We start from the raw sequence: 24480 nt of genomic DNA, 5'->3' as shown, positions 1-24480 counted from the left end.
TCAGTCCTTCCCCAGCGCGCCGGACTCGCGGAGCGTGGTGATCGTGGTGTCGTCGTAGCCGAGTTCGCGCAGGACCCGGTCGGTGTCGGCGCCCATCGCGGGGGCCGGCCTCGTCGGGGCGCGGTCGTCGCCGGGCGGTCCGACGCGGACGGGGCTGCGCAGGCTCCGGATCCGGCCGAACGCGTCGTGGTCGGTCTCGGCGATCAGGTCCCGCTCGAGGGTGTGCGGGTCGGTCAGCGCGCCGGCGACGTCGCGGACCGGGGCGCACGGGATCGACGCCGCGTACATCGGGGCCAGCCAGTCGGCGACGGTGCGGGTGCGGAACAGCCGCTCCAGCTCGGGCACCAGCTCGTCGCGGTGCTCGGCCCGGTCGGCGAACGTGGCGAACCGCGGGTCGGCCGCCAGGTCGGGACGCTCCAGCACGACGGTGAGCCGTTGCCAGAACTTCTCCTTCGCGCAGCCCACGACCAGCCAGCCGTCGGAGGCCTCGAACGCCTGGAACGGCACCAGCGACGGGTGCGCCGAGTGCCGGGTGCGGGCCGGGGAGTACCCGGCGGTCATGTGCCAGGTCGCCGGATAGGTGAGGAGGCTGACCGCGGTGTCGTAGAGCGACAGGTCGCAGTCGGTGCCGACGCCGTCGCGCCGTGCGCCGTGGATCGCGCCCAGCAGCGAGATCGCCGCCACGTAACCGCCGCAGTAGTCGACGAGCGACGGGCCGGTCTTCTGCGGCGCCCCGCCCGGCTCGCCGGTCAGCGACATCCAGCCGCCGAGGGCCTGCAGCACGTAGTCGTAGCCGGGCTCCTCCGAGCGGGGGCCGGTCATCCCGAACCCGGTCAGCGAGCAGCAGACGATCCGCGGGTTGACCTCCTTGAGGTCGTCGTAGCGGATGCCCAGCTTCGCCGGGACGTCGCCGCGCAGGTTCGAGTACACGGCGTCGGCGGTCCGGACGAGGTCGTGGAACACCGCCCGCCCCTCCGCCGTGCGGACGTCGAGGGTGATCGAGGACTTGTCCCGGTTGAACGACTGGAAGAACAGCGAGTCCGCGCCGGCGGTGTAGGGCGGGATGGTCCGGCCGACGTCGCCGCCCGCGGCCGGGTCCTCGATCTTGATGATCTCCGCGCCGAGCTCGGCGAGGTGCATCGACCCGAACGGGCCGGCGCCGTACTGCTCCAGGGAGATGATCCGGACGTCCTCCAGCGGTCTCACGAGTCCTCCAGCGTGAGCGGCGTGGCGGCCTGCGGGAACAGGGACGCGGCCCGGTCGGCGTCCGCCTTGTGCACGTAGAAGGCGCGGGTGAAGGTCAGCACCTCGACGGCGTCCTGGTTGAGCGTGCGGGTACGGACCTTCACGATGCCCGCCCCCGGCCGCGACCCGGACTCCCGCTTCTCCAGCACGATCGACTCGGACCAGATCGTGTCGCCGACGAACACCGGCGCGGTCAGCCGCAGCCCGTCCACCCCGAGGTTGGCGAACGCGTTCTGCGAGGTGTCGGTGACCGACTGACCCATCGCGATCGCGATCGTCAGCGGCGAGACCACCAGCATCCGCCCGAACTCCGAGGACTCACCGACCTGCGCGTTGAAGTGCGCCTGGTTGGTGTTCATCGTGAGCAGCGTGAACCAGGTGTTGTCCGTCTCGCTGATCGTGCGGCCGAGCGGGTGCTGGTAGACGTCGCCGACCTCGAAGTCCTCGTAGAACCGGCCCTGCCACCCCTGCTTGATCGTCACCTGTGCGTCTCCTCCGTCCGTGCGGTGGTGCGTGTCGTGCGTTCCGGTCATGTGCGCTCGATGTCCTCGAGTCGCCGGTTGGTCGTGCGCTCGCCGAACAGGACCATCACCAGGCCGAGGAGCAGGGCCGCCACCGCCAGGTAGACGTAGACGGCGGCGAGGCCGGCGCCGGAGTAGATCGAGGCGACGAGCAGGCCGCCCGCGACGCCCGCGAGGCGGCCCGAGCCGTTGGCGATGCCGGAGCCGAGGCCGCGCAGGTGCAGCGGGAACACCTCGGCGATGTAGGTGTAGAGCGTCGCCACGCCGGTCTGCATGAGCATTGCCGCGCCGAACCCGCACACCACGATGGCGACCGGGTCGTCGGACAGGCCGAACCCGATCAGCAGGGCGGCCACCGCGACCTGCAGCACCAGGATCACCGAGCGCCGTTCGAAGCGGTCGATCACCGGCATCGCCAGCAGCGCGCCGGGGACCGCGGCGATCGCGAGCACCGAGGCGAAGGTCAGGCTCTCCGCGGTGGTGTAGCCGCGCTCGACGAGCAGGGTCGGCACCCACGAGCTGAAGCCGTAGAACGAGAGGATCAGGAAGACGCACGCCCCCGACGCGACGACGGTGCGGCGCAGCATCGCCCCACGCAGCAGCTCGGTCACGCTGCCGCGGGCGACCGGCGGTTCGACGACCGGTTCCGGGAGATCGGCGCCGGTGCGTTCACGGGCCTCCCGCTCGATGCGGGCGATCAGGGCCTCCTCGCGGTCGTCGACCGGCCGGCCGTGGGCCGAGCGCCAGCGGATCGACTCCGGCAGCACGCGCAGGGCGACCAGGCCGCCGACCGCGCCGAGCGCGCCGACGACGAAGATCCACCGCCAGGCACCGGGCCCGAGCGGCACCACCAGCCGGGCCACCCAGGCCGCGATCGGGACCCCGGCCAGGCCGATCGCGAGCAGCAGCGCCTGGTACCGGCCGCGCAGCGCCCGCGGGAACATCTCGCTCACCCAGACCAGCAGCACGCCCGTCATGGCCTGGAGCCCGAACCCGGTCAGCACCCGCAGTACGCCGAGCGACCACGGCCCCGGTGCGAACGCGCTGAGCAGCGAGAACAGCGAGTAGAAGAAGACCGCGCCGATCAGCACCGGACGCCGTCCGAAGCGGTCCGAGAGCCGCCCGCCGACGATCGCGCCGACGAACATCCCGACGAACCCGGCGGAGGTGATCACCCCGACGCCGCCGACGGACAGCCCCCACTCGGTGCGCAGGGCCGGCGCGGCGTAGGCGAAGGAGTTGAGGTCGACCAGGTCGAACACGAACAGGAAGCCGAGCAGTCCCACCCACCGCCGATGGCTCGGGGTGATGACGGGGATCCGGTCGAGCCGCGCCGCGGGATCCGGCGGGCCGTGCTCCGTGCGGGCCGGGCCGTGCGTGTCGGGTGGGCCGGTGGTCATCGTGAACTCCCCTCGGCGCGCGTCGTCGCGCGGTCGCCGGGCTCCGCACCGCTGCGGAGGGCGCCCCGGCGGGCACCCTCGGACCGTAAACGTCAGACACTTAGGGTCGCAAGGGTTGCTCGGCGGCCTGCGGGGACCTGGACAGGGGTCGCCGTCGATCGGTCGGATGTTTTCACCCGGAGGTCCGGTGCGACCGGCGCCGGGTCGGTACGCTCGTCCCTCCGGCGCGGCGCCCGCCGCGCCGGTGAGCCCGATCCGCGGAGCGTGACCCATGAGCCCGACCCCGGAGCAGCCGGGCCGTGCGGCCGCGCCCGCCGGTGGGTCGTCGCCCTCCGCGGCCCGGCCGCCGACGGCGCGGCTGCAGGTCCAGCGGGTCCGCCCGGCCTACCGCCAGGTCGCCGACGAGCTGCGCACGCAGATCATGCGCGGCTCGCTCGCACCCGGCGCCCGGCTGCCCGCGGAGAGCGAGCTGACCGGCATGTTCGGTGTCAGCCGGTCCACGGTCCGCGAGGCGCTGCGGGTGCTGGCCAGCCAGCACCTGATCGACACCCGGCGGGGCGTGCAGGGTGGGTCCTTCGTCGCCGCCCCCGACCCGGCCCGGCTCGTCGAGGACGTCGGCGGCGCGCTCGGGGTGCTGGTCGCGACCCCGCGCCTGGGCATGGCCGACCTCCTCGAGGCCCGGCTCCTGCTGGAGCCGGCTGCCGCCCGGCTCGCCGCCCAGCGGGCCGCCCCGGAGACCGTCGAGGCGTTGCGCACCGCCGCTGCGGCACCGCGCGACCCGCGCGACCCGAGTGGCTTCGTCGAGCACATGGACTTCCACACCACGGTGCTCATGGCCACCGGGAACCTGATGCTCACGATGATGGGCCAGCCGGTCGGCGACGTCCTGCGCACCCGGCTGGACCGCGGCGCGGTCGCGGCGGAGCGGTGGGCCGAGGTCGACGCCTGCCACGCCGAGATCACCGAGCACATCGCCCGGGGCGAGGCGGCCGAGGCGGAGGAGGCGATGCGGAACCACCTGCTCGACCTGCGCGAGCTCTACGCCCGCCCCGGGGCCTGGAAGTCCGGCTGAACCGGCCCGGCCCGGCGCGCGCACGGCAGGATGGCGGCGTGCGCACCGTCCTCGACCTGCTCCGGCTGCTCGCCGAGCGGGCCGACGGTGACGCCTCCGCCGACGAGCTGGAGCGCGCCGCCGCCGAGCTCGCCTCCGAGCCGGAGGCCGGCGCGCTCGCCCTGCGGGTCCTGGCCGCCATGGACGCCGGCCGCCGCCGCGAGTCGGAGCTCGCCGCACTCGTCGGGATCGCGCGGGACCTGGCCTCGGAGTCCGACACCGGCTCGGTACTGGACACCATCGTCCGGCGGGCGCGGGCCCTGCTGGGCACCGACGTCGCCTACCTGACCCTCTACGACGCCGAGCACGGCGACACCTACATGCGGGTCACCTCGGGCTCGGTGTCCCGCCGGTTCCAGACGCTGCGCCTCCCGCTCGGTGCCGGCCTCGGCGGGCTGGTCGCGGCCAGCCGCACCCCGCACTGGACCGGCCGCTACGCCGGCGACGACCGCTACCGGCACACCGAGGCGATCGACACCGCGGTGGGGGAGGAGGGGATCGTCGCGATCTGCGGCACCCCGCTGCTGGTCGACGACGAATTCGTCGGCGTGCTGTTCGCCGCCAACCGCTCGGCCCGCCCCTTCACCCCCGACGACGTGGCGCTGCTCGGCTCGCTCGCCGCGCTCGCCGCCGTCTCGCTGGTGCAGACCCGCCGGCTCGCCGACACCGCGGCGACCCTGGAGGCGCTGCGGGGGGCGCACGCGGCGATCGCGGAGGCCGCCGACGCGCACGACCGGTTCGCCGGCGTCGTGCTGGAGGGCGGTGACGTCGGGGACATCGCCGAGGCGCTGGGCAGGCTGCTCGGTGGCTGGGTCACCGTCGTGGACCTCGACGGGACGCCCGCCGCCCGGTACGGGCCGGTCCCGCCGGACCTCGACGTCGCCGCCGCCCTGCGCCGCGCCGACGACGAGCGGGGCGGTGACGGTGCGGGCAGGCCCGTCACCGTGCCGTGCGCGGGCGGGGCCCGGGTGGTCGCGGTCGTCGCGGGTGGCCAGCGGCTGGGCACCCTGCTGCTGGGCGGCATCGGTGGCGGGCGCGGGCCCGGACCGGCGGAGCTGTCGCCGGCGCAGGTCCGCACCGTGGAGCGGGCGGCGATGGTGACGGCGCTGGTGCTCCTGTTCACCCAGCGCGCCGACGAGGCCGACCGGCTCGACCGCGCCGACGGCCTCGCCGAGCTGCTCGGCGCCGCGGGCCCGCCGCGCCCGGCGACGCTGGCCCGGCTCGCCGCCCTCGGGGTGTCGGTCCACCGGCCGCACCTGCTGCTGGTGTGCCGCTCCCACCCGGCGCGGCGACGCGCGCTGGCCCGCGAGGCGGCGACGCTGGGCGGGCGCTCCGGCCTGGTCGCGGAGCGGGAGGGCGCGCTCGTCGTCCTGCTGCCCGGCGACGACCCGGCCGCGGCCGGCGCCCGGCTGGCCCGGCCGTCGTCCGAGCAGGACCCGGACGCCGGCGTCACCGTCGGGGCGGCCGGCCCGTTCCGGCCCGCCGACGGGGCCGACGCCGCGCTCGGGGAGGCGCGGCGCGCGGCGGAGGCGTTGCTGGCGCTGGACCGCGCCGGCGAGTCCGCGGCCGCGGCCGACCTCGGTTTCGCCGGGCTGCTGCTGGGGGACCGGCCGGACGTCGCCGGGTACGTCGACGGGATCCTCGGCCCGGTCGCGGAGCACGACGAGCGCCGCGGCAGCGACCTCCTGCACACCCTGGAGGCGTACTACGCCACCGGCGCCAGCCCGACCCGCGCCGCCGCCCGGCTGCACGTCCACGTCAACACGGTCGCGCAGCGCCTGGAGCGGATCGGCACGCTGCTCGGGCCCGGCTGGCAGGACCCGGAGCGGTCGCTGGAGGTGCAGCTCGCGCTGCGCCTGCACCGGCTGGGCGCGTCGGGCCGGCAGTAGCTACCGGACCCGGACGTTCCCGATGAGCGTGCCGCCACGGACGATCACGTGCGGGACCCCGCGCTCGGCCGCGGCCCCGCGCCGGTCGAGGACCGAGCCGACCGAGGTGCTCACGTCCTCGACGTCGACGGTCGCCTCCGGCGGCAGCCGCAGCTCCAGGTTGCCGAAGGTCAGGTCGCACTCGATCACGACCTCGCCGGTGACGAACCGGGCCCGGCGCATGTCGAGCCGGGCGTTGCCGAACCACGACCGCACGACGATCCGCGGCGGCACCAGCCACTCGCCGCCGCGGCGCAGGTCGCCCGCGGTGTTCGTCAGCTCCAGCACCTCGCGGGTGGGGACGGCGTCCAGCGCGCCGGGCAGGTCGGCGACCGTGCCGTTCAGGTCCGCCCGGGTCACCGCGGCCGACGCCCGCGCGGACCGCTCCGCGAACTCGTCGGCGGTCAGCCTGCCCTCGGTGTGGTGACGGGCCAGCAGCGCGGTCACGTGCTCGCGCTCGTCGTGCGAGACGCGCAGGTCGCGCGGGGCGATCGGACCCTCGGAGGACGTCATGCCCCGATCATGCTCGGCGGTCCGCTCCGGGACACCGGGGTTCCCCCGGAGACGTCCCCGGGGTCGCGCACGTCAGGCGTCGACGGGCACCGGCGCCGACAGCCGCACCCGGGCCAGACGCTCGACCAGCTCGGGCAGGGCACCCACCGGACTGCCGCGCAGGTCCTCACAGGCCTGCCGGACGGCCGTCGCGACCGCGTCGTGGCAGGTGCCCGGGCCGAGTTCCTCGACCAGCCGGGTCACCGCGTCGGCGGCACGGGCCAGGTCCGGCGTCACCGGCCGGTCCCGGCGCCGGGGAGCAGGTCACAGGCGCACACGAACCCGTCCACCGTGTGCCGCAACCCGTTGTCTCCCATGCCGACCTCCTCGTGATGTCACCCTTCCGGGTGGGACGTACCCCGTGTGCCGGAGTTCTAATCCCGGCGGCCGGGGGCCGGATCGAGCAGTCCGTGGTGCAACGCCCGGAGCACCGCCCGGGTCCGGTCGCGGGTACCCAGCTTGAGCAGCACGTTCGAGACGTGGTTCTTGACGGTCCCCTCGGCGAGGACGAGCACCTGCGCGATCTCCCGGTTCGCGTACCCGGCGGCCAGCAGCCTCAGCACCTCCAGCTCCCGCCCGGACAGCTCCTGCAGCGGGGCGCCGTCGTCGGGCGGGGCGGGCACGCCGTGCACCGCGCGCAGCAGCCGCTCGGTGATCGCCGGGCTGATCAGGGTGCCGCCCGCGGCGAGCGTGCGGACCGCGCCGACCAGCTGCTCCAGGGTGACGTCCTTGAGCAGGTAGCCCCGCGCCCCGGCGCGGAGGGCCTGCAGGACGAGCTCGTCGTCGTCGAACGTGGTGAGCACCAGGACGGGGACGTCGAGGCCGCGGGCGCGGAGCTCGCCGAGTGCCCACATGCCGTCGTGGCGGGGCATCCGCAGGTCCAGCAGCACGACGTCCGGCCGGTGCTCGACGACCATCGCCACGCCCTCGGCCCCGTCGCCCGCCTCGGCGACGACCTCGACGTCGTCCGCGAGACCGAGCAGGCTGCGGATGCCGTGCCGGACGAGGGTCTGGTCGTCGACCAGGCACACGCGCACCGTCACGGCAGCACCGCCGTCACCGCGAACCCGCCCGGCCGGGCCGGTCCGAAGTCGACGGTCCCGCCGAGTGCCGCGGCCCGCTCGGCGAGGCCGCGCAGGCCGTTGCCGGGGACGAGATCGGAGGCGGCGCCGCGGCCGTCGTCGCGGGCGTGCAGGCGCAGCCCGCCGTCCGGCGCGGCCTCGACGTCGATCCAGACGTTGCCCGCGTCGGCGTGCCGGATCGCGTTGGTGAGGATCTCCTGCACGCACCGGACGACCGCGATGGTCCGCTCCTCGTCGGCGGTGACGTCGTCGCCGATCCGCACGTGCACGGCCGGGCTGGGCAGCTGTGCGGCGATCCGCTGCAGCGTGGTGGCCAGGTCGGGGGCGCGGCGGCGCAGCTCGCCGACGGTGGACCGGACGTCGGCGAGCAGGTCGCGCGCGATGCCCCGCGCACGGTCGACGTGCTCGGCGTTGTCGGTGCGGTGCGTGGCGACCTCCAGCTCCAGGGCCAGCGCGGTGAGCTGGTGCCCGACGAGGTCGTGCAGCTCGCGGGCGATCCGCAGGCGTTCCTGCACGCGGCTGGTCTCGGCGAGCGCGGCGCCGGTCGCGGCCAGCTCGGCGTGCGCCTCGGCGAGCCGCCGCCGGGACGCCTCCTCGCGGTGCAGGGCGACGATGAGCAGCACCGACGCGCTCTGCAGCATCAGGTAGATCACCCCCGCGGTGAGGGAGCCCGCGATCCGCGTTCCGGCCAGGAGCCCGGCGCCGACGACGACACCGACGTTGAACAGCACGATCGCCCCGGTGACCCGCCGGGGAGCGTGGTAGACCGACAGCGCGGCCGTGAACACCAGCAGGATCGGCACCCACCCGAAGCCCGGCGCGAGCAGCACCAGCACCGCGGCGGCGGCCACCATCACGGCGAGCAGGTACCGGGTCACGAGCGGTCCGACGACCTCGTCGAGCCAGCCCCCGAACACGAGCGCGGCGAAGAAGACGGCGTAGACCGACCACCAGAGCCACGGCGGTCCCGCGGTGCGGGCGCCGTCGTCGGCGAGCTGCTCCAGCGCGACGGGGACGGCGAGCACGGCGCAGAGCACGGTCATGATCACCCCGGCCACGGCGTTCGGGTCGACTCTGCGCATATCGGACAGACTAGGGGCGCCGGTGACCGGCGGCGCAGTGCCGGAAGTCATGGGCCGCGGTCACGACGTCCGGCACTCACGGCGAGCCCCCGCCCGGCGGCAGGCTCCTCCACCATGGATGCGATCGAGGTGCACGACCTGCACAAACGCTACGGGGCCCGGGTCGCGGTCGACGAGGTCGGCTTCCGCGTGCCCGCCGGTTCCGTGGTCGGGGTGCTGGGTCCGAACGGGGCGGGGAAGACGACGACGGTCGAGTGCGTCGCCGGCCTGCGGCGGCCGGACCGCGGCAGCGTCCGGGTGCTGGGGCTCGACCCGTGGCGTGACCGCCGCGCGGTCCGGGCGGTGCTCGGCGTGCAGCTGCAGCAGGCCGCGCTGCACGACATGCTCACCGTGACCGAGCTGGTCCGGATGCACCGGGCGCTGCACCGCGACGGCGCCGACCCCGCCCGGCTGATCGCCGCGGTCGGGCTGGAGGAGCAGGCCGGCATCCGGTTCGACCGGCTCTCCGGCGGGCAGCAGCAACGGCTGTCGGTGGCGCTCGCCCTCGTCGGGGCGCCGCGGGTGGTGATCCTCGACGAGCTCACGACCGGGCTGGACCCGCGATCCCGGGAGGGCGTGCTCGACCTGGTCGCGGAGCTGGCGGCCGACGGCGTGACGGTGCTGCTGGTCAGCCACCGCACCGACGAGCTGGAGCGGCTCTGCGACCGGGTGCTGCTGCTCGACGGCGGCCGGGTCGTCGCCGACGCGCCGCCGGCCGGCCTGGTCGCCGCGGCCGGGCTCGCCGCGCGCGTCCGGTTCCGGACGGTCGGCGGGTTCGACCGGCCCGCGCTGCAGGCGCTGCCCGGGGTGCGGGAGCTGACCCGGGTGGGGGAGGAGGTCGTCGTGCACGGCGACGGGGACCTGCTCGGCACGATCGGTGCCGAGCTGGTGCGGCAGGGGGTCGTCGCGACCGGGCTGCGGGAGGACCGGCCCACCCTCGACGACGCGTTCCTGGAGCTGACCGGCCGGTCGCTGCCTGCTGCCGGGACGGAGGTCGCGGCATGACCGCCGGGACGCGCAGGCCGGGGCTCCCGGCCGCCGGGTGGGTCGCACTCGTCGGGGCGGAGGCACGCATGGTCGCCCGGGACACCGCGGGACTGATCGTCCCGTTCGGACTGCCGCTGCTGATCCTCGCCATGATCGGGTTCACCGCGCCGGACGTCCCGCCGCAGGAGCTGGGCGGCCGCACGGTGCTGGAGGTGGTCGGGCTCCCGATCGCGGCCGCCACGGTGATCGGCCTGGTCGGGGTCGTGAACCTGCCGAGCTTCCTCGCGACCTACCGCCGCACCGGGGTCCTGCGCCGGCTCGGCGTCACGCCCGCCGGCGCCGTCCCCGTGCTCGTCGCGCAGGGGGTCGTCGGGGTCGTGCAGGCACTGGCCGGGGTCGGTGTCGCCGTGATGGTGGCGGTCGCCGGGTTCGGGGCGGGGATGCCGTCGTCGCCGTGGGTGGCGGCCGGTGGCCTGCTGCTCGCCGCGGCGGCGTTCTTCGCGGTCGGTGCGCTGGTCGCGGCGATCGCCCCGACGGTCAACTCGGCGATCGCCGCCGGTCTCGTGCTGTTCCTCGGCACCGGCGTGCTCGGCGGCATGTTCGGCGACCCCTCGGCACTGCCGGGGCCGCTCGCCGACATCGGGCGCGTGCTGCCGTTCGGGGCGACCGTCCAGGTGCTCGGCGCGGCCTGGCGCGGGGTGCCACCGGAGCTCGCGCCGGTGCTCGGCATGGTGGCGACGGCCGTCGTCGCGGGGCTGGGCGCGGTCCGCTGGTTCCGCTGGGAGTGAGCCCGGGGTGAGCCGCACCGGGGCCCGGCCGTCACGAGGGGGACGGCCGGGCTCTTGTGCTCCCGGCACGACAGCACGGGGAATCTTCGTTCCCGGCGCCGTCGGATCCCGGCCGCGATCTTCCTACCGTTCCACGGCACATCCCGTCAGAGCCGACGCGAGGGAGACCGGCCGTGAAGACCTACGCACTGTCCGAACCGGTGAACGGCGAGGACACCTGGCACGACGGCAAGCGCCACGCCTGGCTGCTGGGCCTGGTCGTCCCGATCCTGCCGTTCCTGGCGATCGGGCTGCACCTGCTCACCGACCTGTCCGCCGTGCTGTGGCTGGGCCCGGTCGTCGTCCTGCTGATCGTCCCGGCGATCGACCTGTTCGCCGGGCACGACCCGACGAACCCGCCGGACGAGGTGATGGAGGCGCTGGAGGAGGACCGCTACTACCGCTGGGTCACCTACGCCTACCTGCCGCTGCAGTACGCGGGCCTGTTCGCCGGGATGTGGTACATCGCCGACGCCGGGGCGCCGCTCGCCGGGGACGTCGGCCTGGCCGTCACCCTCGGCACCGTCGCCGGGGTCGCGATCAACACCGCGCACGAGCTCGGGCACAAGCGCGAGGACGTCGAGCGCTGGGCGGCGAAGATCGCCCTCGCGCCGAGCTTCTACGGCCACTTCTACGTCGAGCACAACCGCGGCCACCACGTCCGCGTCTCCACCCCGGAGGACCCGGCGTCGGCCCGGATGGGCGAGAGCTTCTACCGGTTCTGGCCGCGCACCGTGGTCGGGTCGCTGACCAGCGCGTGGCGGCTGGAGCGCAAGCGCTTCGCCCGCCGCGACCGGCACCCGTACCGGATCGGGAACGACGTGCTCAACGCCTGGCTGATGACGCTCGTCCTGTGGGGTGCGCTGGTCGCGCTGTTCGGCTGGGTCGTGCTGCCGTACCTGCTGGTCCAGGCCGTCGTCGGGTTCACCCTGCTCGAGCTGGTCAACTACATGGAGCACTACGGGATGCTGCGGCAGCGGGTGGGCCCGCCGGACCGTCGCCGCTTCGAGCGGGTCACCCCGGCGCACTCGTGGAACTCGAACAACATCGCCACGAACGTGCTGCTCTACCACCTGCAGCGGCACTCCGACCACCACGCGAACCCGACCCGGCGCTTCCAGACGCTGCGCGACTTCCCCGAGGCCCCGGTCCTGCCGACCGGCTACACCGGGATGATGCTGGCCGCGCTCGTGCCGCCGGTGTTCCGGCGGCTGATGGACCCGCTGGTGATCGCCCACTACGACGGCGACCTGCGGCTGGCGAACCTCCAGCCCGCGAAGCGGGAGCGGCTGCTGGCCACGTACCCGCCGCCGGTGGAGGGGACCGTCGAGGACGACCGGGCCGACACCGCGCGCCGCGCGCAGGCCGACGGCGTCACCGCCGCCCGCTGCCCCGGGTGCGGCTACACCTACGAGGTCGCGGCCGGGCACGAGTCCGAGGGCTTCCCGGCGGGCACCGCCTGGTCGGAGATCCCCGACGACTGGACCTGCCCGGACTGCGGCGTCCGCGAGAAGGTCGACTTCGTCGCCCTCGACGCCGAGGGGGTCTGAGATGCGGATCGTCGCCGACACCGCCGGCTGCGAGGGCTTCGGCATGTGCGAGGCCATGGCCGACGACTACTTCGCGATCGGGGACGACGACGTCGTGGTCGTCCACGACGAGCACCCGCCGGAGGCCGACCGGGAGCACGTCGGCGCCGCCGTCCGGGCCTGCCCGGCCCGGGCCCTGCGCCTCGACGAGGCCTGAGCGGCGCTACGGTGCCGCACGTGCCCCCGGTCACCGACCTCCTCGCCCGGCTCGCCCGGGCGGCGCGGGACGACCTGGGCCCGCTCGGCGCGCACGTCCTCACCGAGATCGACGCGGGCCTGCCGGAGCTGGGCCGCGACCCGCGCGTGCGTGAGCTGCTGGTCGGGACGATCGAGGGCTCGCTCGACGGTGCCCTGGCCGTCCTGACCGGCGGCGGCGACGCGGACGACGCGCCGATCCCGCCGTCCGCGTCCGGCCTGGCCCGCCGGCTCGCCCAGCAGGGCGTCCCCGTCACCGTGCTGCTGCGCGCCTACCGGCTCGGGCAGGCCGCGTTCCAGCAGGTCCTGATCGGACGGATCGCCGGTTCCGGGCTGCCCGACGGCGAGGTCGCCACTGCCGTCCGGGAGCTGACGGCCGTGGCGTTCGGCTACGTCGACCGGGTCTCGGAGGAGATGGTCGCCGTCCACCAGGCCGAACGGGACGGCTGGGTGCGCCGCCGCGACGCGGCCCGGCTCGCCATGGTCGACGCCGTCCTCGCCGGCCGGGGCGGCTCCGTCGCCGACGTGGAGGCGGCACTGGGGCACCCGGTCGTCGGCGACCACCTCGCGGCCGTGTTCTGGTCCGCGCCGGGCACCACCGATCCGGGCCGGTCCCTGGAACGGGCGGTCGGCGCGGTCGGCGAGGCGCTCGGGTGCACGCGGCCGCCGCTGGTCGTCGCACCGGACGGCGAGACCCTCTGGGCCTGGTACGCCTCGTCCGGCCCCGGCCCCGGCCCCGGCCCCGGCCCCGGCCCCGGCCCCGGCCCCGGCCCCGGCCCCGGCCCGGGCACGAGCTCCGGCGCCTGCGCGGACCCGGGCTCCAGTGCCGGTGCGTCTGCCGTGCCCGCGCCGGAGGGGGTGCTCGTCGCGCTCGGCACCCCCGACCGCGACCTCGACGGGTTCCGCCGTTCGCACCGCCGGGCCCGGCAGGTGCAGTCGGTCGTGACGGCCGCGGCCCCCGACGCCCGCCGGCCGGTGACCACCCCCGCGGACCTCGGCCCGCTGCTGCTCCTCGGCGCCGATGCCGACCTGCTCGGAGCCTGGGTCCGCGAGACCCTGGGCGGCCTGGCCGCCGACGACGAGCAGCACGAGCGCCTCCGTCACACCGTCGCCGCCTACCTGCGCGGCGGGAACAGCCTCGCCGCCGCGGCCGCCGAGCTGCACCTGCACCGGAACTCCGTGCAGTACCGGGTGCGCCGCGCCGAGGAGGTGCTGGGACGGCCGCTGGCCGAGGGGCGCGTCGACGTCGAGGTCGCCCTGCTGGCCTGCAGGGTCCTGGGATCCGCGGTCCTGCACGGGTGAGCCGGCCGGGCCGGACCCGCCGCGTTCCGCGGAACGCGGTGCCTGCCGGGCCTGCCGGGCCTGCCGGGCCTGCCGGGCCTGCCGGGCCTGCCGGGGCTGTATTCCGGGGAATCGCTTCCTCAGGAAGCGATTCGGTGGAGGGGCGACCTCGGAGGGCAGGGGAGGGGACGGTCGACGGGGTCTGCCCCCGGAGATTCGCTTCCTGAGGAAGCGATTCGGTGGAAGGAAGTACCCGTGGAAGCCGGCCTGAGCCGGGCCGGGCGGTCCATGTCTGTCAGATCGCTTCCTCACGCAGCGATTCGGCAGAAGGACCACCCTCGTGAGGCAGGGACACGTCGCCCGGGGCCGGCTCAGGCATCCGCCGCCCGCTCCGCCGCCCGCTCCGCCGCCCGCTCCGCCGCCCGCTCCGCCTACCGCCCCGCCGCGAGCCCGAACGCCGCGGGCAGCTCCCGGGCCGCCTCGACCAGGCTCGGCCCGTACCAGGTCAGCAGCCGTCCGCTGACCAGCACGGACGGGGCGTCGAAGGACTCGGGGCCGTCGTCGGCGGTGAACAGGTACGGCTCGTCGGGCAGGACCACCAGGTCGTGCTCGGGCAGCGTGGCGGGGTCGAACCGCGGGTAGCGCTCGGGGGAGTCGTCGAGGACGTTGCCGATCCCGAGCCGGTCCAGGACGGCGCCGGTGAAGGTGTCCGAGCCGACCGCCATCCACGGCTTCCGCCAGATCGGGACGACGGCGCGGCGCCGCGGCGACGCGGGCTCGATCGCGGCCCACAGCTCTCGTGCCTCGCGCAGCCAGTCCGGCTCGGCGAGCCGGCAGGCGGCGAGCATCCGGCCGAGGGAGGCGAGCCCGCCGTCGACGTCGCGGATGTCGGTGACGTACACCGGCAGGCCCGCGTCGCGCAGCGCGTCGAGGTCCGGGAGGCGGTTCTCCTCCTGGTTGGCGAGGACGAGGTCGGGGGCGAGGGCGACGATCTTCTCGACGTCCGGGTTCTTGGTGCCCCGCACCCGCTCGGCGGCGAGGCCGGCCGGGTGGGTGCACCAGTCGGTCGCCCCGACGACGAGGCCGGGCGCGGTCGCCTCGACGGCCTCGGTCAGCGACGGCACCAGGGACACCACCCGGCGCACCTCGGCGGGGACGGCCGGCTCGCGGCCCTCGTCGTCGATCACCGGGTTCACGCCGACGACCGTAACCCGGCGGGCCGGGCACCGTCCGGCCCGCCGGGCCCTCCGAACGTCCGCGCGGGGTCCGGCCGCGTCCTCAGCCGCCGTGCGCGAGCAGACCCGGCCCGTGCTCGGCGACGAAGGCGCGCAGATCGCGCACGGGCGCGGTCGGCCGGTCGCCCGCGGCGTGCACCATCCCGAGCGTGCGGACCGTGCGCGGTGACCGGACCGGGAGCTGGACGACCCCCGGTGCGTCCGGGCCGCGGGGCAGCAACGCGACGCCGAGACCGGCACCGGCGAGCCCCCGCAGCGTCGCGGTCTCGCCGCCCTCGAAGGCCCGGCGCGGCCGGAAGCCCGCTTCCTCGCACCACGCCTCCACGGTGCCGTGCAGGCCGTAACCGCGCGCGAACAGCAGGAACGGCTCGTCGGCGACCTCGGCGAGATCGACGTCCACCCGCCGCGACAGGCGGTGCCCGGCCGGCACGACCAGGCGCAGCTCCTCCTCGGCCAGGCCGGTCGAGGTGAGCCCGGGCTCGTCGGGCAGTGGCGAGGTCAGTGCCAGGTCGACGGTGCCCTCCCGGACCCGGTCCAGCAGCACCGCGTGCCGGCTCTGCACCAGCTCGATCCGGACGCCCGGGTGGGCCTCCCGGAACCCGCGCAGGATCCGCGGCACCACCTCGGTCCCGAGCGTGCCGAGGAATCCGAACGCGACCCGCCCGGTCCGGGGGTCGGCGTCACCGGCGAGCTCCGCGGCGGCCGCGGTCAGCTCGGCGAGCGCGGCCTCGGCACGGGGCAGCAGCGTCCGCCCGGCCGGGGTGAGCCGCAGCCCGCGCCCGACCCGGCGGAACAGCGCGACGCCGAGCTCGTCCTCCAGCCGCGCGATCGCCCGCGACACCGTGGGCTGCGGGACGCCGATCCGCTCCGCCGCCCGCGTCAGGTGACCGTCCTGCGCGACCGCGACGAACCGGTGCAGCGCGGGCGCCAACGACTCATGCACATCCGCATCATATCCGGTGAAACCATGCATTGGACGCATGCGACCACCCGCGCCTACGGTCGTGTGCGATGACAACGACCGAACGTCCCACCACCGGAGACACCGGGACCGGCACCCGCCTCGCGCCCCCGCACGAGCGTGGGACGCCGGGCTTCCTGCGCCTCGGCGCGGCGCTGTGGCTGTCAGGGGTGGCGACGTTCGTGCTGGTCTACAGCGTGCAGGGCCTCCTGCCGACGCTGTCGGCGGAGTTCGGCGTCGGGTCCTCGACGGCCAGCCTCGTCCTGTCCGCGACGACCGGGACGCTCGCGCTCGCCGTCCTCCCGCTGTCCGCCGTCACCGAGTCCTGGGGCCGGGCCCGGGTCATGACCTGGGCGCTCGGGGTCTCCGCCGTGCTGGCGCTGCTCGCCCCGTTCGCGCCGACCTTCGAGTCGCTGGTGGCGATCCGCGGCCTGCAGGGCGTCACGCTCGCCGCGCTCCCGGCGCTGTCGATGGCGCACCTGACGCACGAGGTCGCGGCGAAGCACCTCGGCGGTGCGGTCGGCCTGCTCATCGCCGGCAACACGCTCGGCGGGCTCTCCGGACGGCTGATCGCGACCTGGGTGTCGGACCTCGGCGGCTGGCGGGCCGGGCTCGCCGCGGTCGGCGCGGTGTCGGTCGCCGCCACGATCGCGTTCCGGCTGCTCCTGCCGCCCGCGACGGCACCCACGCCGCCCCGGACGAGGCTGCGCGACCTCGGCGGCCCGCTGCGCCGTCACCTCACCGACCCGGGTCTGCTCAGCCTGTTCGGGATGGCGTTCCTGCTCATGGGTGCCTTCGTGACCGTCTACAACTTCCTGGGCTTCCGGCTGCTCGCACCGCCGTTCTCGCTGCCCGCGACGCTGGTGGGCCTGGTCTTCCTCGGCTACCTCGCCGGCAGCTGGGCGTCCACCCGGGCCGGGCTGCTGGGCGACCGGTTCGGCCGCCGTCCGGTGCTCTGGGTGGCGACCCTCGTCGCGCTGGCCGGGATCTGGGTGACCTGGGCGGACCTCCTGGTCACCGTCCTCGCCGGACTGGTGATGGTGACGGTCGGCTTCTTCGGTGCGCACTCGGTCGCGAGCAGCTGGGTGGGCCGCCGCTCCGCGCTGATGACGGGCGCGGTGCCGGCGCAGGCGTCGTCGCTCTACCTGGTCGGCTACTACGCGGGCTCGAGCGCGGGCGGGGCCGTCGGCGGGATCGCCTACGACCACGCCGGCTGGGCCGGCGTGGTCTGCTACGTCAGCGTGCTGCTCGCCGGTGCGCTCGCGCTCGCGCTGGTCCTGCGGCGCACCCCGGCACCGGCCTGACCCGGGCGCCCCGGAACCCTCGCGGCGTCCCGTTCGTCCACGGTGGAAGGGACGGCGCCGAGGGGGAGGCACGGGTGGGACGGACACGGGATCGGACGGCCGAGGTACGGGAGCGGGCGGCACGTGAGCAGGTGGCCCGGCACGGCGGGACGGTGGACCGGCCGCTCGACGGCGGTCGCGTCCTCCCGCTGGCCTGGGTCCGTGCCCGGGGCGGGGACCGGACGCCGGTCGTCGTCCTCCCGGGCGGCCCGGGGCTCGCGAGTGTGCTGCCGTACCACGCGCTGCGGCAGGCGGCGGTCGCCCGCGGTCTCGACGTGATCATGGTCGAGCACCGCGGGGTGGGGCTCTCCCGGACCGACGGCACCGGGCAGGACGTCACCACCGGCGACGTCACCACCGCGGCCGCCGCCGACGACGTCGCCGCGGTCCTCGACGCGAACGGCGTCGACCGCGCGGTCGTCCTCGGCACGTCCTACGGCAGCTACCTGGCCCAGGTGTTCGGGGCGCGGCACCCGGAGCGGGTCGCCGCGATGGTGCTCGACTCACCGAGCACGGGGCCGGGCTCGGTGCCCGTGCTGCGTGCCCACCTGCGCCGGCTCTACCGGGACGGCGCCGATCCCCGGACAGCGGGGAGCGCGCGGCACGTGGCGGCCCTCGCCGCGGCGGGGGAGGACCCGCGCGACCTCACCTCCGTCGTACGGACCGTGCACGAGTTCGCCGGGCCGGCCCGGCTGGAACGGCTGCTCGCCGCACGCGTCCGGGGCGGCGCCCGCCGTTCCTGGGCGTGGATCGCCGGGCTGGGCGCGGGCGAGTCGGCGGGCAGGAGGGAACCGATGATCTTCGACGGCGATCTGGTCCGGCCGATCGGGGTCGGCGAGCTGGGCTTCGGGGTCCCGCCGGACGGCGAGGTGCTCGATCTCCAGCGCACCTACGGGGACATGGCGGGCGGGACCGGGCACGCGGCGCCGCACGATCTCGCGGCCGCGCGCCGTGGCTTCGGCTGGCCGGTGGCGGTGATCTCCGGTGAGCGGGACCTGCGCACCCCGCGACCGGTCGCCGAGCAGGTCGTCGCCGAGCTCCCGGACGGCGTCCTGGTCCCGCTCGCGGGTCAGGGGCACAGCGCCACGGACACCCACTCCCTCGCCGCGCTGAACGTCGCGCACGTCGTCGAGGCGGGGGCGCACCGCGCGCTGCCCCGGCTCGCCGGGCGGCTGGCGGCGATCCCGCGCCGTGGCATGCAGGCGACACTGGGTCCGGTGCTGACGGCCGCGATCGGCGCCGACACCCGGATCGACCCCGGCCGCCGGTGTGCCGCCCGATCGGACGTGTGACCCCGGACGACGGTGTGGTGCTGCGCCGACCGGCGTACGTGTCGCGCGGACACGCCGCGGAGCGCTCCGCGCTCCGGGTGGCAACGCTTCCGATCCGGAAGGAACCGCGTCCGCGCCGTCACCCTGCCGGAGCAGCAACCCACGTGCGCTCGCGGAACGCCGTCTGGGAGCGTGGTCGTCGCCCCCAGCAGTTGCACATCCCCAGGAGGAACCCGATGCGGAAGGCCGGTCGCAAGCTCTCCAAGGCTGCGGAGTCGTTCGTCGAGGCCATCGGCATCATCGGAGGCTGGAACCGCGGCCGTCGCCGGAGCCGGACCCGCCGCTAGGCCGGACGGTCACCACCGGCCGCGCTGGTTGGGGATGCGCGCCGCGAGCAGTGTGACGGCCGCGAGCAGCCCGGCCAGCACCACGATCGCGATCGCCCCCGCCGTACCCGGTGTGGCGGAGGCGGCGATCGCCGCCGTCGTCGCGGCCACCGCCGCGATCCCGCCGATCTGCCGGAACATGATCCGGAGCCCGGCGACCGCGGTGACGTCGCCCGGGACCAGGTGCATGCCGGCGTTGTTCGCCGCCGGGCCGGTCAGGCCCATGCCGATGCCGAGCACCGTCGCCGCGCCGAGCAGCCAGACCTCGGGTGTGACACCCACGGCCGGTGCCGCGCTGAGCAGCAGCCCGAGCACGATGACGCCCATCCCGCCGAGCAGCAGTGGCCGGTGACCGGTGCGCCGGAGCAGCGCGACCGACACCCCGGACGACGCGATCGTCCCTGCCGCGCGCCCGGTGAGCAGCGCGCCGGCGGCGAACGGCGCGAGCCCGTAGCGCGTCTGCGCGTAGAGCGGGAGCAGCGCCGAGAAGCCGATCACCGCCGCTCCGAAGAGGACGTTGGTGACGTTCATGATCCCGAGCCCGCGCCCGGCGAGGAGCCGCCACGGCACGACGGCGTCCTCCCGGCGCCGCGCGTGCCGGGCGAACGCGTACCCGCCCGCGACGGCGGCGAGCGCCGCGGCCAGCGTCAGCGGCAGCACCGCGGGTGTCCGGCCGAGACCGGACAGCCCGGTGACCGCCACCATCGCGGCGACGAGCGTGACCAGGAGCAGCGCGATCCCGCGGACGTCGACGGCGTCCGGACGGCGGCGCGGTGGGTCCTGCACGGTCAGTGCGGCGACGCCCACCACGACGACCCCCAGGGGCGCGTTCACCAGGAAGATCGCGTGCCAGGACCAGGTGGTCAGGATCAGCCCGCCGACCAGCGGGCCGAGGATCGCGCCGATCGGGAACACGCTGGTGAAGGCGGCGAGCGCGCGGTCGCGGTCGCGGCCGTAGTGGTGCGCGACGATCCCGTTCGCCGCCGGCAGCATCACCCCGCCCGCGACGCCCTGCAGGAACCGCAGCCCGATCAGCGGGCCGATCGCCCCGGCGACCGCGCACAGGCCGGAGAGCACGGTGAACGCGGCGACGGAGACGAGGAAGGTGCGCCGGCTGCCGAAGCGGTCGGCGAGCCGCCCGCCGAGCGGCAGGGCGAGGATCTGGCCGACGGCGTAGATGGTGACGATCCAGCCGGTCCAGGCGAGGTCGACGCCGAGGTCGCCGCTGACGGTGGTCAGCGCGGTCGCCACCGCGGTCTGGTCCTGCGAGAACATCAGCAGCGCGACCGAGACCACGGCGAACACGACGTGCCGCCGGGGGTGCGGGGTGTCCCGGTCCCGGCGTGCGGACTCGACGTGCAGGGTCTCGGACACGGTCGGGGCACCTTTCTGCAGCGGTGCCTCCGACATTAGTTGCTTAGGGTCAAACAACTCAAATCGGTTCGACGGCGCAACGACCGGTCCGGGTGCGGACACGGGTGTGCGGCCACCCCCGCCGGGGGCGGCCGCACCCGGCCGGTCTCACATGTTGCGCCGGTACTGCCCGCCCACCTCGAAGAACGCGGTCGTCAGCTGGCCCAGCGAGCACACCCGCGCGGCCTTCATCAGCTCGTCGAACACGTTGCCGTCGCCGGTGGCCACGTCCTGCAGGCGGCGCATCGCCTGCTCGGCCTCGGTGCGGTTGCGGGTCTGGAAGTCCTCCAGCCGGTCCAGCTGGGAGCGCTTCTCGGACTCGGTGGCCCGGGCGAGCTCGATCTCCTGCGGCTCCTCGTCGTCGTCGGAGGGCTTGAGGAAGGTGTTGACGCCGACGATCGGCAGCTCGCCCGAGTGCTTGCGGTGCTCGTAGAGCATCGACTCGTCCTGGATCTTGCCGCGCTGGTAGCCGGTCTCCATCGCCCCCAGCACGCCACCGCGCTCGGCGATCGACTCGAACTCGCGCAGCACCGCCTCCTCGACCAGGTCGGTCAGCTCGTCGACGACGAACGAGCCCTGCAGCGGGTTCTCGTTCAGCGACAGCCCCCACTCCTTGCCGATGATCATCTGGATGGCCATCGCGCGGCGCACGGACTCGCCGGTCGGGGTGGTGACCGCCTCGTCGTAGGCGTTGGTGTGCAGCGAGTTCGCGTTGTCGTAGAGCGCGCAGAGCGCCTGGAGCGTGGTCCGGATGTCGTTGAAGTTCATCTCCTGCGCGTGCAGGGACCGACCGGAGGTCTGGACGTGGTACTTGAGCTTCTGCGACCGCTCGTTCGCCCCGTACCGGTCCCGCATCGCGACCGACCAGATCCGCCGGGCGACCCGGCCGAGCACGGTGTACTCGGCGTCCATCCCGTTGGAGAAGAAGAACGACAGGTTCGGCGCGAAGTCGTCGATCGCCATCCCGCGCGACAGGTACGACTCGACGAAGGTGAAGCCGTTCGCGAGGGTGAACGCCAGCTGCGAGATGGGGTTGGCCCCCGCCTCGGCGATGTGGTAACCGGAGATCGAGACCGAGTAGAAGTTCCGCACCTTGTGCGCGATGAACCACCCCTGGATGTCGGCCATCATCCGGAGCGAGAACTCGGTGGAGAAGATGCAGGTGTTCTGGCCCTGGTCCTCCTTGAGGATGTCGGCCTGCACCGTCCCGCGGACGTTCGCCAGCGCGAAGGCGGTCAGCTCCTCGCGCTCGGCGTCGTCGGGCTCGCGGTCGTGCTCGGAGCGGAAGCCGTCGACCTGCTGGTCGATCGCGGCGTTGAGGTAGTAGGCGAGGATCGTCGGCGCCGGGCCGTTGATCGTCATCGACACCGACGTCGTCGGCGAGCAGAGGTCGAAGCCGTCGTAGAGCGCCTTGAGGTCGTCGAGCGTGGCGATCGAGACGCCGGAGGTGCCGACCTTGCCGTAGATGTCGGGCCGGGTGTCCGGGTCGTGCCCGTACAGCGTGACCGAGTCGAACGCGGTCGAGAGCCGCTTCGCGTCCGAGTCGGCGGAGAGCAGCTTGAACCGCCGGTTGGTCCGGAACGGGTCGCCCTCGCCGGCGAACATCCGGGCCGGGTCCTCACCCTCCCGCTTGAACGGGAACACGCCCGCGGTGAAGGGGAAGTGGCCCGGCAGGTTCTCCCGCCGCAGGAAGCGCAGCAGCTCCGCGTCGTCGTCGTAGCGGGGGAGTGCCACCCGGCGGACCTTGTTCCCCGACAGCGTCTCCCGCGTGAGCTTCGTGCGGAACTCCTTGTCCCGCACGGTGTAGACGTACTCGTCGCCGGAGTAGTCCTCGACCCGCGACGGCCACTGCTCCAGCAGCTCCGCGGACTCCGCCGGGACCTCCTTCTCCGCGCGCTGCAGCGCGGTGTCCACGTCGGACCCCCCGACGAGCTCCTTCGCGGTGCGCAGGTGCTGCGCGGTCCGGGCGGCGCGGGCGTGGGTCTCGGTGTCGGAGTGGTAGGTGCGGAGGGTCTCGGCGATCTCGGCGAGGTAGCGCACCCGCTCCGGCGGGATGACGGCCGCGTAGTCGCTGGACGTCTTCGTCTCCACCCGCGGCAGCCTGCCGTCGGCGACGGCCAGGCCGCCCTCGGCGAGCAGGTCGCGCAGGTGCTGGTAGAGCGCGGTGACGCCGTCGTCGTTGAAGGTGGCGGCCGAGGTGCCGTAGACCGGCATGTCCTCCCAGTTCGCGCCGAACTCCTCGCGGTTGCGCACGAGCTGGCGGCCCACGTCGCGACGGGCGTCCTCGGCGCCGCGGCGCTCGAACTTGTTGATCGCGACGACGTCGGCGAAGTCCAGCATGTCGATCTTCTCGAGCTGCGACGCCGCGCCGAACTCCGGCGTCATGACGTAGAGCGAGTGGTCGACGAACGGGACGATGCCCGCGTCGCCCTGGCCGATGCCCGGGGTCTCGACGATCACCAGGTCGAACCCGGCCGCCTTCAGGACCGAGATCGTGTCACCCAGCTTCTCCGGCAGCGAGCCGCCGTCCTGACCGCGGGTCGCCAGCGAGCGGAAGAACACGCTGTCGGGGCCGCCCGCGCCGGCGGGCCCGCGACCGGAGAGCGCGTTCATCCGGATGCGGTCGCCGAGCAGCGCACCGCCGCCCTTGCGCCGGGTCGGGTCGACCGCGAGGACCGCGATCCGCAGCTTGTCCTCCTGGTCGAGCCGGAACCGGCGGACCAGCTCGTCGGTCAGCGAGGACTTGCCGGAACCACCGGTGCCGGTGATGCCGACGACGGGCACGGCGCGTTCCACCGACTCGATCCGCTCCCGCACCTCGTCCGGGAGGCGGCCGGCCTCGGCCAGGGTCAGCGCCCGGGCGAGGGTGGCGGTCTCGCCGGCGAGGACCCCGTCGCCGAAGGCGGAGCTCGCGTAGCCGGCCGTCGACGCCGACGGGTCCGTGAGGTCGGTGTCGCACTCGCGGATCATGATGTTGATCATTCCCGGGAGGCCCAGCTTCTGGCCGTCCTCGGGGGAGAAGATCCGCGAGACGCCGCGGGAGTGCAGCAGCTCGATCTCCTCGGGGACGATCACGCCACCGCCCCCGCCGTAGACCCGCACGTGGCCGGCGCCGCGCTCGCGCAGCAGCTCGACCAGGTACGAGAAGTACTCGACGTGGCCGCCCTGGTACGAGGAGATGGCGATGCCCTGGACGTCCTCCTGGATCGCCGCGGTGACGACCTCGTCCACGGATCGGTTGTGGCCCAGGTGGATCACCTCGGCGCCCTGCTTCTGCAGGATGCGCCGCATGATGTTGATGGCGGCGTCGTGCCCGTCGAACAGACTGGCGGCGGTGACGAACCGGACCGGGTGGGTGGGCACGTGCAGCTCGGGGTCGGCCATGACCCGCTCCTCCCGCCGGGCGGACGGCGACAGGTCCCGGCCGATTTAGTTTGACATCCTAGTATTGGACGTACAAGAAACGGGGCGTGCGTCACACCGTGGAGCAGGCGGGCGGGTGAGCGGTCTCAGGCCGCGTCGGAGTGGGTGCGCCCCGCGTGGACGGGGTTCCCGTCGCCGCCGGGGGAGTCGTCCCCGGCGGCGGAGGTGCCGGGGGTACCGGGGGTCCGGTGCCTGCGGGCGTGCCGGCCGGTGGGCCACACCGCAGGAATCGCGTGGCCGTCGGATCCGGTGCTCCGCTCGTCCGGGTCGTCCGCGGCCTCGGGTGCCGGGCCGGGCAGGACGTCCTCCGCGATGTCGGCGACGATCCGGCGGGCCCGGGCCAGCCGCCGTGCCCGCCACCGCTTGCCCGCGAACCCGCCGACGAGACCGAGCGCCAGGAGGGCGAGACCGGAGCCGACGACGAGCGGCACCGCGAGAGCGGGAAAAGCCGCCGCCAGGATGAAGGCCACCAACGGCCAGTACAGCAGCGCACGCCCCGCTCCCCGTCGCGTCCAGTCGCGATGAGGCGGCATGATCTATCTGTACCCGACCGGCACGATCGTCATGCGCGACTCGCCGGAAAAGTGACTCACTGTTTCGCGAGTGGAG

The 24480-nt window shown here is 74.8% G+C and carries 21 protein-coding genes; 9 read left to right on the top strand and 12 right to left on the bottom strand.

The window, feature by feature from the left end; translation table 11 throughout:
• From PP1_RS07370 to PP1_RS07360, 3 genes are read right to left on the bottom strand one after another with little or no spacing between them, the layout of a single operon-like run.
• Positions 1-1206, bottom strand: a complete 1206-nt coding sequence (locus PP1_RS07370) for a CaiB/BaiF CoA transferase family protein (RefSeq protein ID WP_010235937.1) — start codon at positions 1204-1206, stop codon at positions 1-3.
• The gene (locus PP1_RS07365; protein WP_033200141.1) at positions 1203-1727 is read right to left on the bottom strand and encodes a MaoC family dehydratase; all 525 of its coding nucleotides are present in this window, start codon (positions 1725-1727) and stop codon (positions 1203-1205) included. Before PP1_RS07365 ends, PP1_RS07370 begins: the two co-directional genes overlap by 4 nt.
• A gap of 47 nt (positions 1728-1774) precedes the next feature.
• Positions 1775-3166, bottom strand: coding sequence for an MFS transporter (locus tag PP1_RS07360; RefSeq protein ID WP_010235941.1), 1392 nt, complete (start codon positions 3164-3166; stop codon positions 1775-1777).
• A 271-nt stretch (positions 3167-3437) separates the two neighbouring features.
• Between PP1_RS07360 and PP1_RS07355 the strand changes: the two genes are divergently transcribed.
• Complete coding sequence (locus PP1_RS07355; RefSeq protein WP_010235943.1) at positions 3438-4238, top strand: FadR/GntR family transcriptional regulator; 801 nt, start codon at positions 3438-3440, stop codon at positions 4236-4238.
• 38 nt (positions 4239-4276) lie between these two features.
• Positions 4277-6166, top strand: a complete 1890-nt coding sequence (locus tag PP1_RS07350; protein WP_060572961.1) for a helix-turn-helix domain-containing protein — start codon at positions 4277-4279, stop codon at positions 6164-6166.
• On the opposite strand, the gene PP1_RS07345 is transcribed toward PP1_RS07350, so the two are convergent.
• The 4 genes from PP1_RS07345 to PP1_RS07330 all read right to left on the bottom strand — a co-directional run bounded on the left by PP1_RS07345 (position 6167) and on the right by PP1_RS07330 (position 8921).
• Entirely contained in the window at positions 6167-6718 is a 552-nt protein-coding gene (locus PP1_RS07345; protein WP_010224192.1) for a DUF1707 SHOCT-like domain-containing protein, read from the bottom strand. It lies immediately after the preceding gene.
• A 72-nt stretch (positions 6719-6790) separates the two neighbouring features.
• Positions 6791-6994 carry a hypothetical protein gene (locus PP1_RS07340; protein ID WP_010224193.1) on the bottom strand — a complete coding sequence of 68 codons (204 nt, stop codon included), beginning with the start codon at positions 6992-6994 and terminating at the stop codon, positions 6791-6793.
• Between the two features lie 137 nt (positions 6995-7131).
• Complete coding sequence (locus tag PP1_RS07335; RefSeq protein ID WP_010224195.1) at positions 7132-7800, bottom strand: response regulator; 669 nt, start codon at positions 7798-7800, stop codon at positions 7132-7134.
• The gene (locus PP1_RS07330; protein ID WP_010224197.1) at positions 7797-8921 is read right to left on the bottom strand and encodes a sensor histidine kinase; all 1125 of its coding nucleotides are present in this window, start codon (positions 8919-8921) and stop codon (positions 7797-7799) included. The genes PP1_RS07335 and PP1_RS07330 overlap by 4 nt, the downstream gene beginning before the upstream one ends.
• A gap of 114 nt (positions 8922-9035) precedes the next feature.
• Between PP1_RS07330 and PP1_RS07325 the strand changes: the two genes are divergently transcribed.
• The 5 genes from PP1_RS07325 (at position 9036) to PP1_RS07305 (ending at position 13860) form a co-directional block, all read left to right on the top strand.
• The gene (locus tag PP1_RS07325; protein ID WP_075314085.1) at positions 9036-9965 is read left to right on the top strand and encodes an ABC transporter ATP-binding protein; all 930 of its coding nucleotides are present in this window, start codon (positions 9036-9038) and stop codon (positions 9963-9965) included.
• Positions 9962-10735: an ABC transporter permease gene (locus PP1_RS07320; RefSeq protein ID WP_010235997.1), complete on the top strand. Its 774-nt coding sequence runs from the start codon at positions 9962-9964 to the stop codon at positions 10733-10735. The genes PP1_RS07325 and PP1_RS07320 overlap by 4 nt, the downstream gene beginning before the upstream one ends.
• Before the next feature lie 173 nt (positions 10736-10908).
• On the top strand, positions 10909-12324 hold the full coding sequence (locus tag PP1_RS07315) for a fatty acid desaturase (RefSeq protein ID WP_010236000.1): 1416 nt from the start codon (positions 10909-10911) through the stop codon (positions 12322-12324).
• 1 nt (position 12325) lies between these two features.
• Positions 12326-12520 carry a ferredoxin gene (locus PP1_RS07310; RefSeq protein WP_010236003.1) on the top strand — a complete coding sequence of 65 codons (195 nt, stop codon included), beginning with the start codon at positions 12326-12328 and terminating at the stop codon, positions 12518-12520.
• A 20-nt stretch (positions 12521-12540) separates the two neighbouring features.
• The gene (locus tag PP1_RS07305) at positions 12541-13860 is read left to right on the top strand and encodes a PucR family transcriptional regulator (protein ID WP_139323824.1); all 1320 of its coding nucleotides are present in this window, start codon (positions 12541-12543) and stop codon (positions 13858-13860) included.
• Positions 13861-14270: 410 nt separating this feature from the next.
• On the opposite strand, the gene PP1_RS07300 is transcribed toward PP1_RS07305, so the two are convergent.
• Both PP1_RS07300 and PP1_RS07295 read right to left on the bottom strand, forming a co-directional pair.
• Positions 14271-15035 carry a helical backbone metal receptor gene (locus PP1_RS07300; protein ID WP_075314087.1) on the bottom strand — a complete coding sequence of 255 codons (765 nt, stop codon included), beginning with the start codon at positions 15033-15035 and terminating at the stop codon, positions 14271-14273.
• Positions 15036-15117: 82 nt separating this feature from the next.
• The gene (locus PP1_RS07295) at positions 15118-16017 is read right to left on the bottom strand and encodes a LysR family transcriptional regulator (RefSeq protein WP_249265957.1); all 900 of its coding nucleotides are present in this window, start codon (positions 16015-16017) and stop codon (positions 15118-15120) included.
• Positions 16018-16085: 68 nt separating this feature from the next.
• On the opposite strand from PP1_RS07295, the gene PP1_RS07290 reads away from it, so the two are divergent.
• The gene (locus PP1_RS07290) at positions 16086-17339 is read left to right on the top strand and encodes an MFS transporter (RefSeq protein ID WP_010227027.1); all 1254 of its coding nucleotides are present in this window, start codon (positions 16086-16088) and stop codon (positions 17337-17339) included.
• A 74-nt stretch (positions 17340-17413) separates the two neighbouring features.
• Entirely contained in the window at positions 17414-18670 is a 1257-nt protein-coding gene (locus tag PP1_RS07285) for an alpha/beta fold hydrolase (protein WP_010227028.1), read from the top strand.
• A gap of 335 nt (positions 18671-19005) precedes the next feature.
• Here PP1_RS07285 and PP1_RS07280 read toward each other — a convergent pair whose 3' ends face one another.
• From PP1_RS07280 to PP1_RS07270, 3 genes are all read right to left on the bottom strand, one after another.
• Positions 19006-20409 (bottom strand): MFS transporter, encoded by a 1404-nt coding sequence (locus PP1_RS07280; RefSeq protein WP_157178942.1) that lies wholly within the window; start codon positions 20407-20409, stop codon positions 19006-19008.
• Between the two features lie 147 nt (positions 20410-20556).
• The gene (gene icmF, locus PP1_RS07275) at positions 20557-23832 is read right to left on the bottom strand and encodes a fused isobutyryl-CoA mutase/GTPase IcmF (protein ID WP_010227032.1); all 3276 of its coding nucleotides are present in this window, start codon (positions 23830-23832) and stop codon (positions 20557-20559) included.
• Positions 23833-23957: 125 nt separating this feature from the next.
• Complete coding sequence (locus PP1_RS07270) at positions 23958-24404, bottom strand: hypothetical protein (RefSeq protein ID WP_139323825.1); 447 nt, start codon at positions 24402-24404, stop codon at positions 23958-23960.
• Positions 24405-24480: the final 76 nt, after the last annotated feature.

The organism is Pseudonocardia sp. P1 (assembly GCF_000178675.2).
In the GTDB taxonomy this organism is placed as follows: domain Bacteria; phylum Actinomycetota; class Actinomycetes; order Mycobacteriales; family Pseudonocardiaceae; genus Pseudonocardia.
The sequence above is the reverse complement of the archived record's forward strand: the minus strand, read 5'-3'. Positions and strand labels throughout refer to the sequence as shown.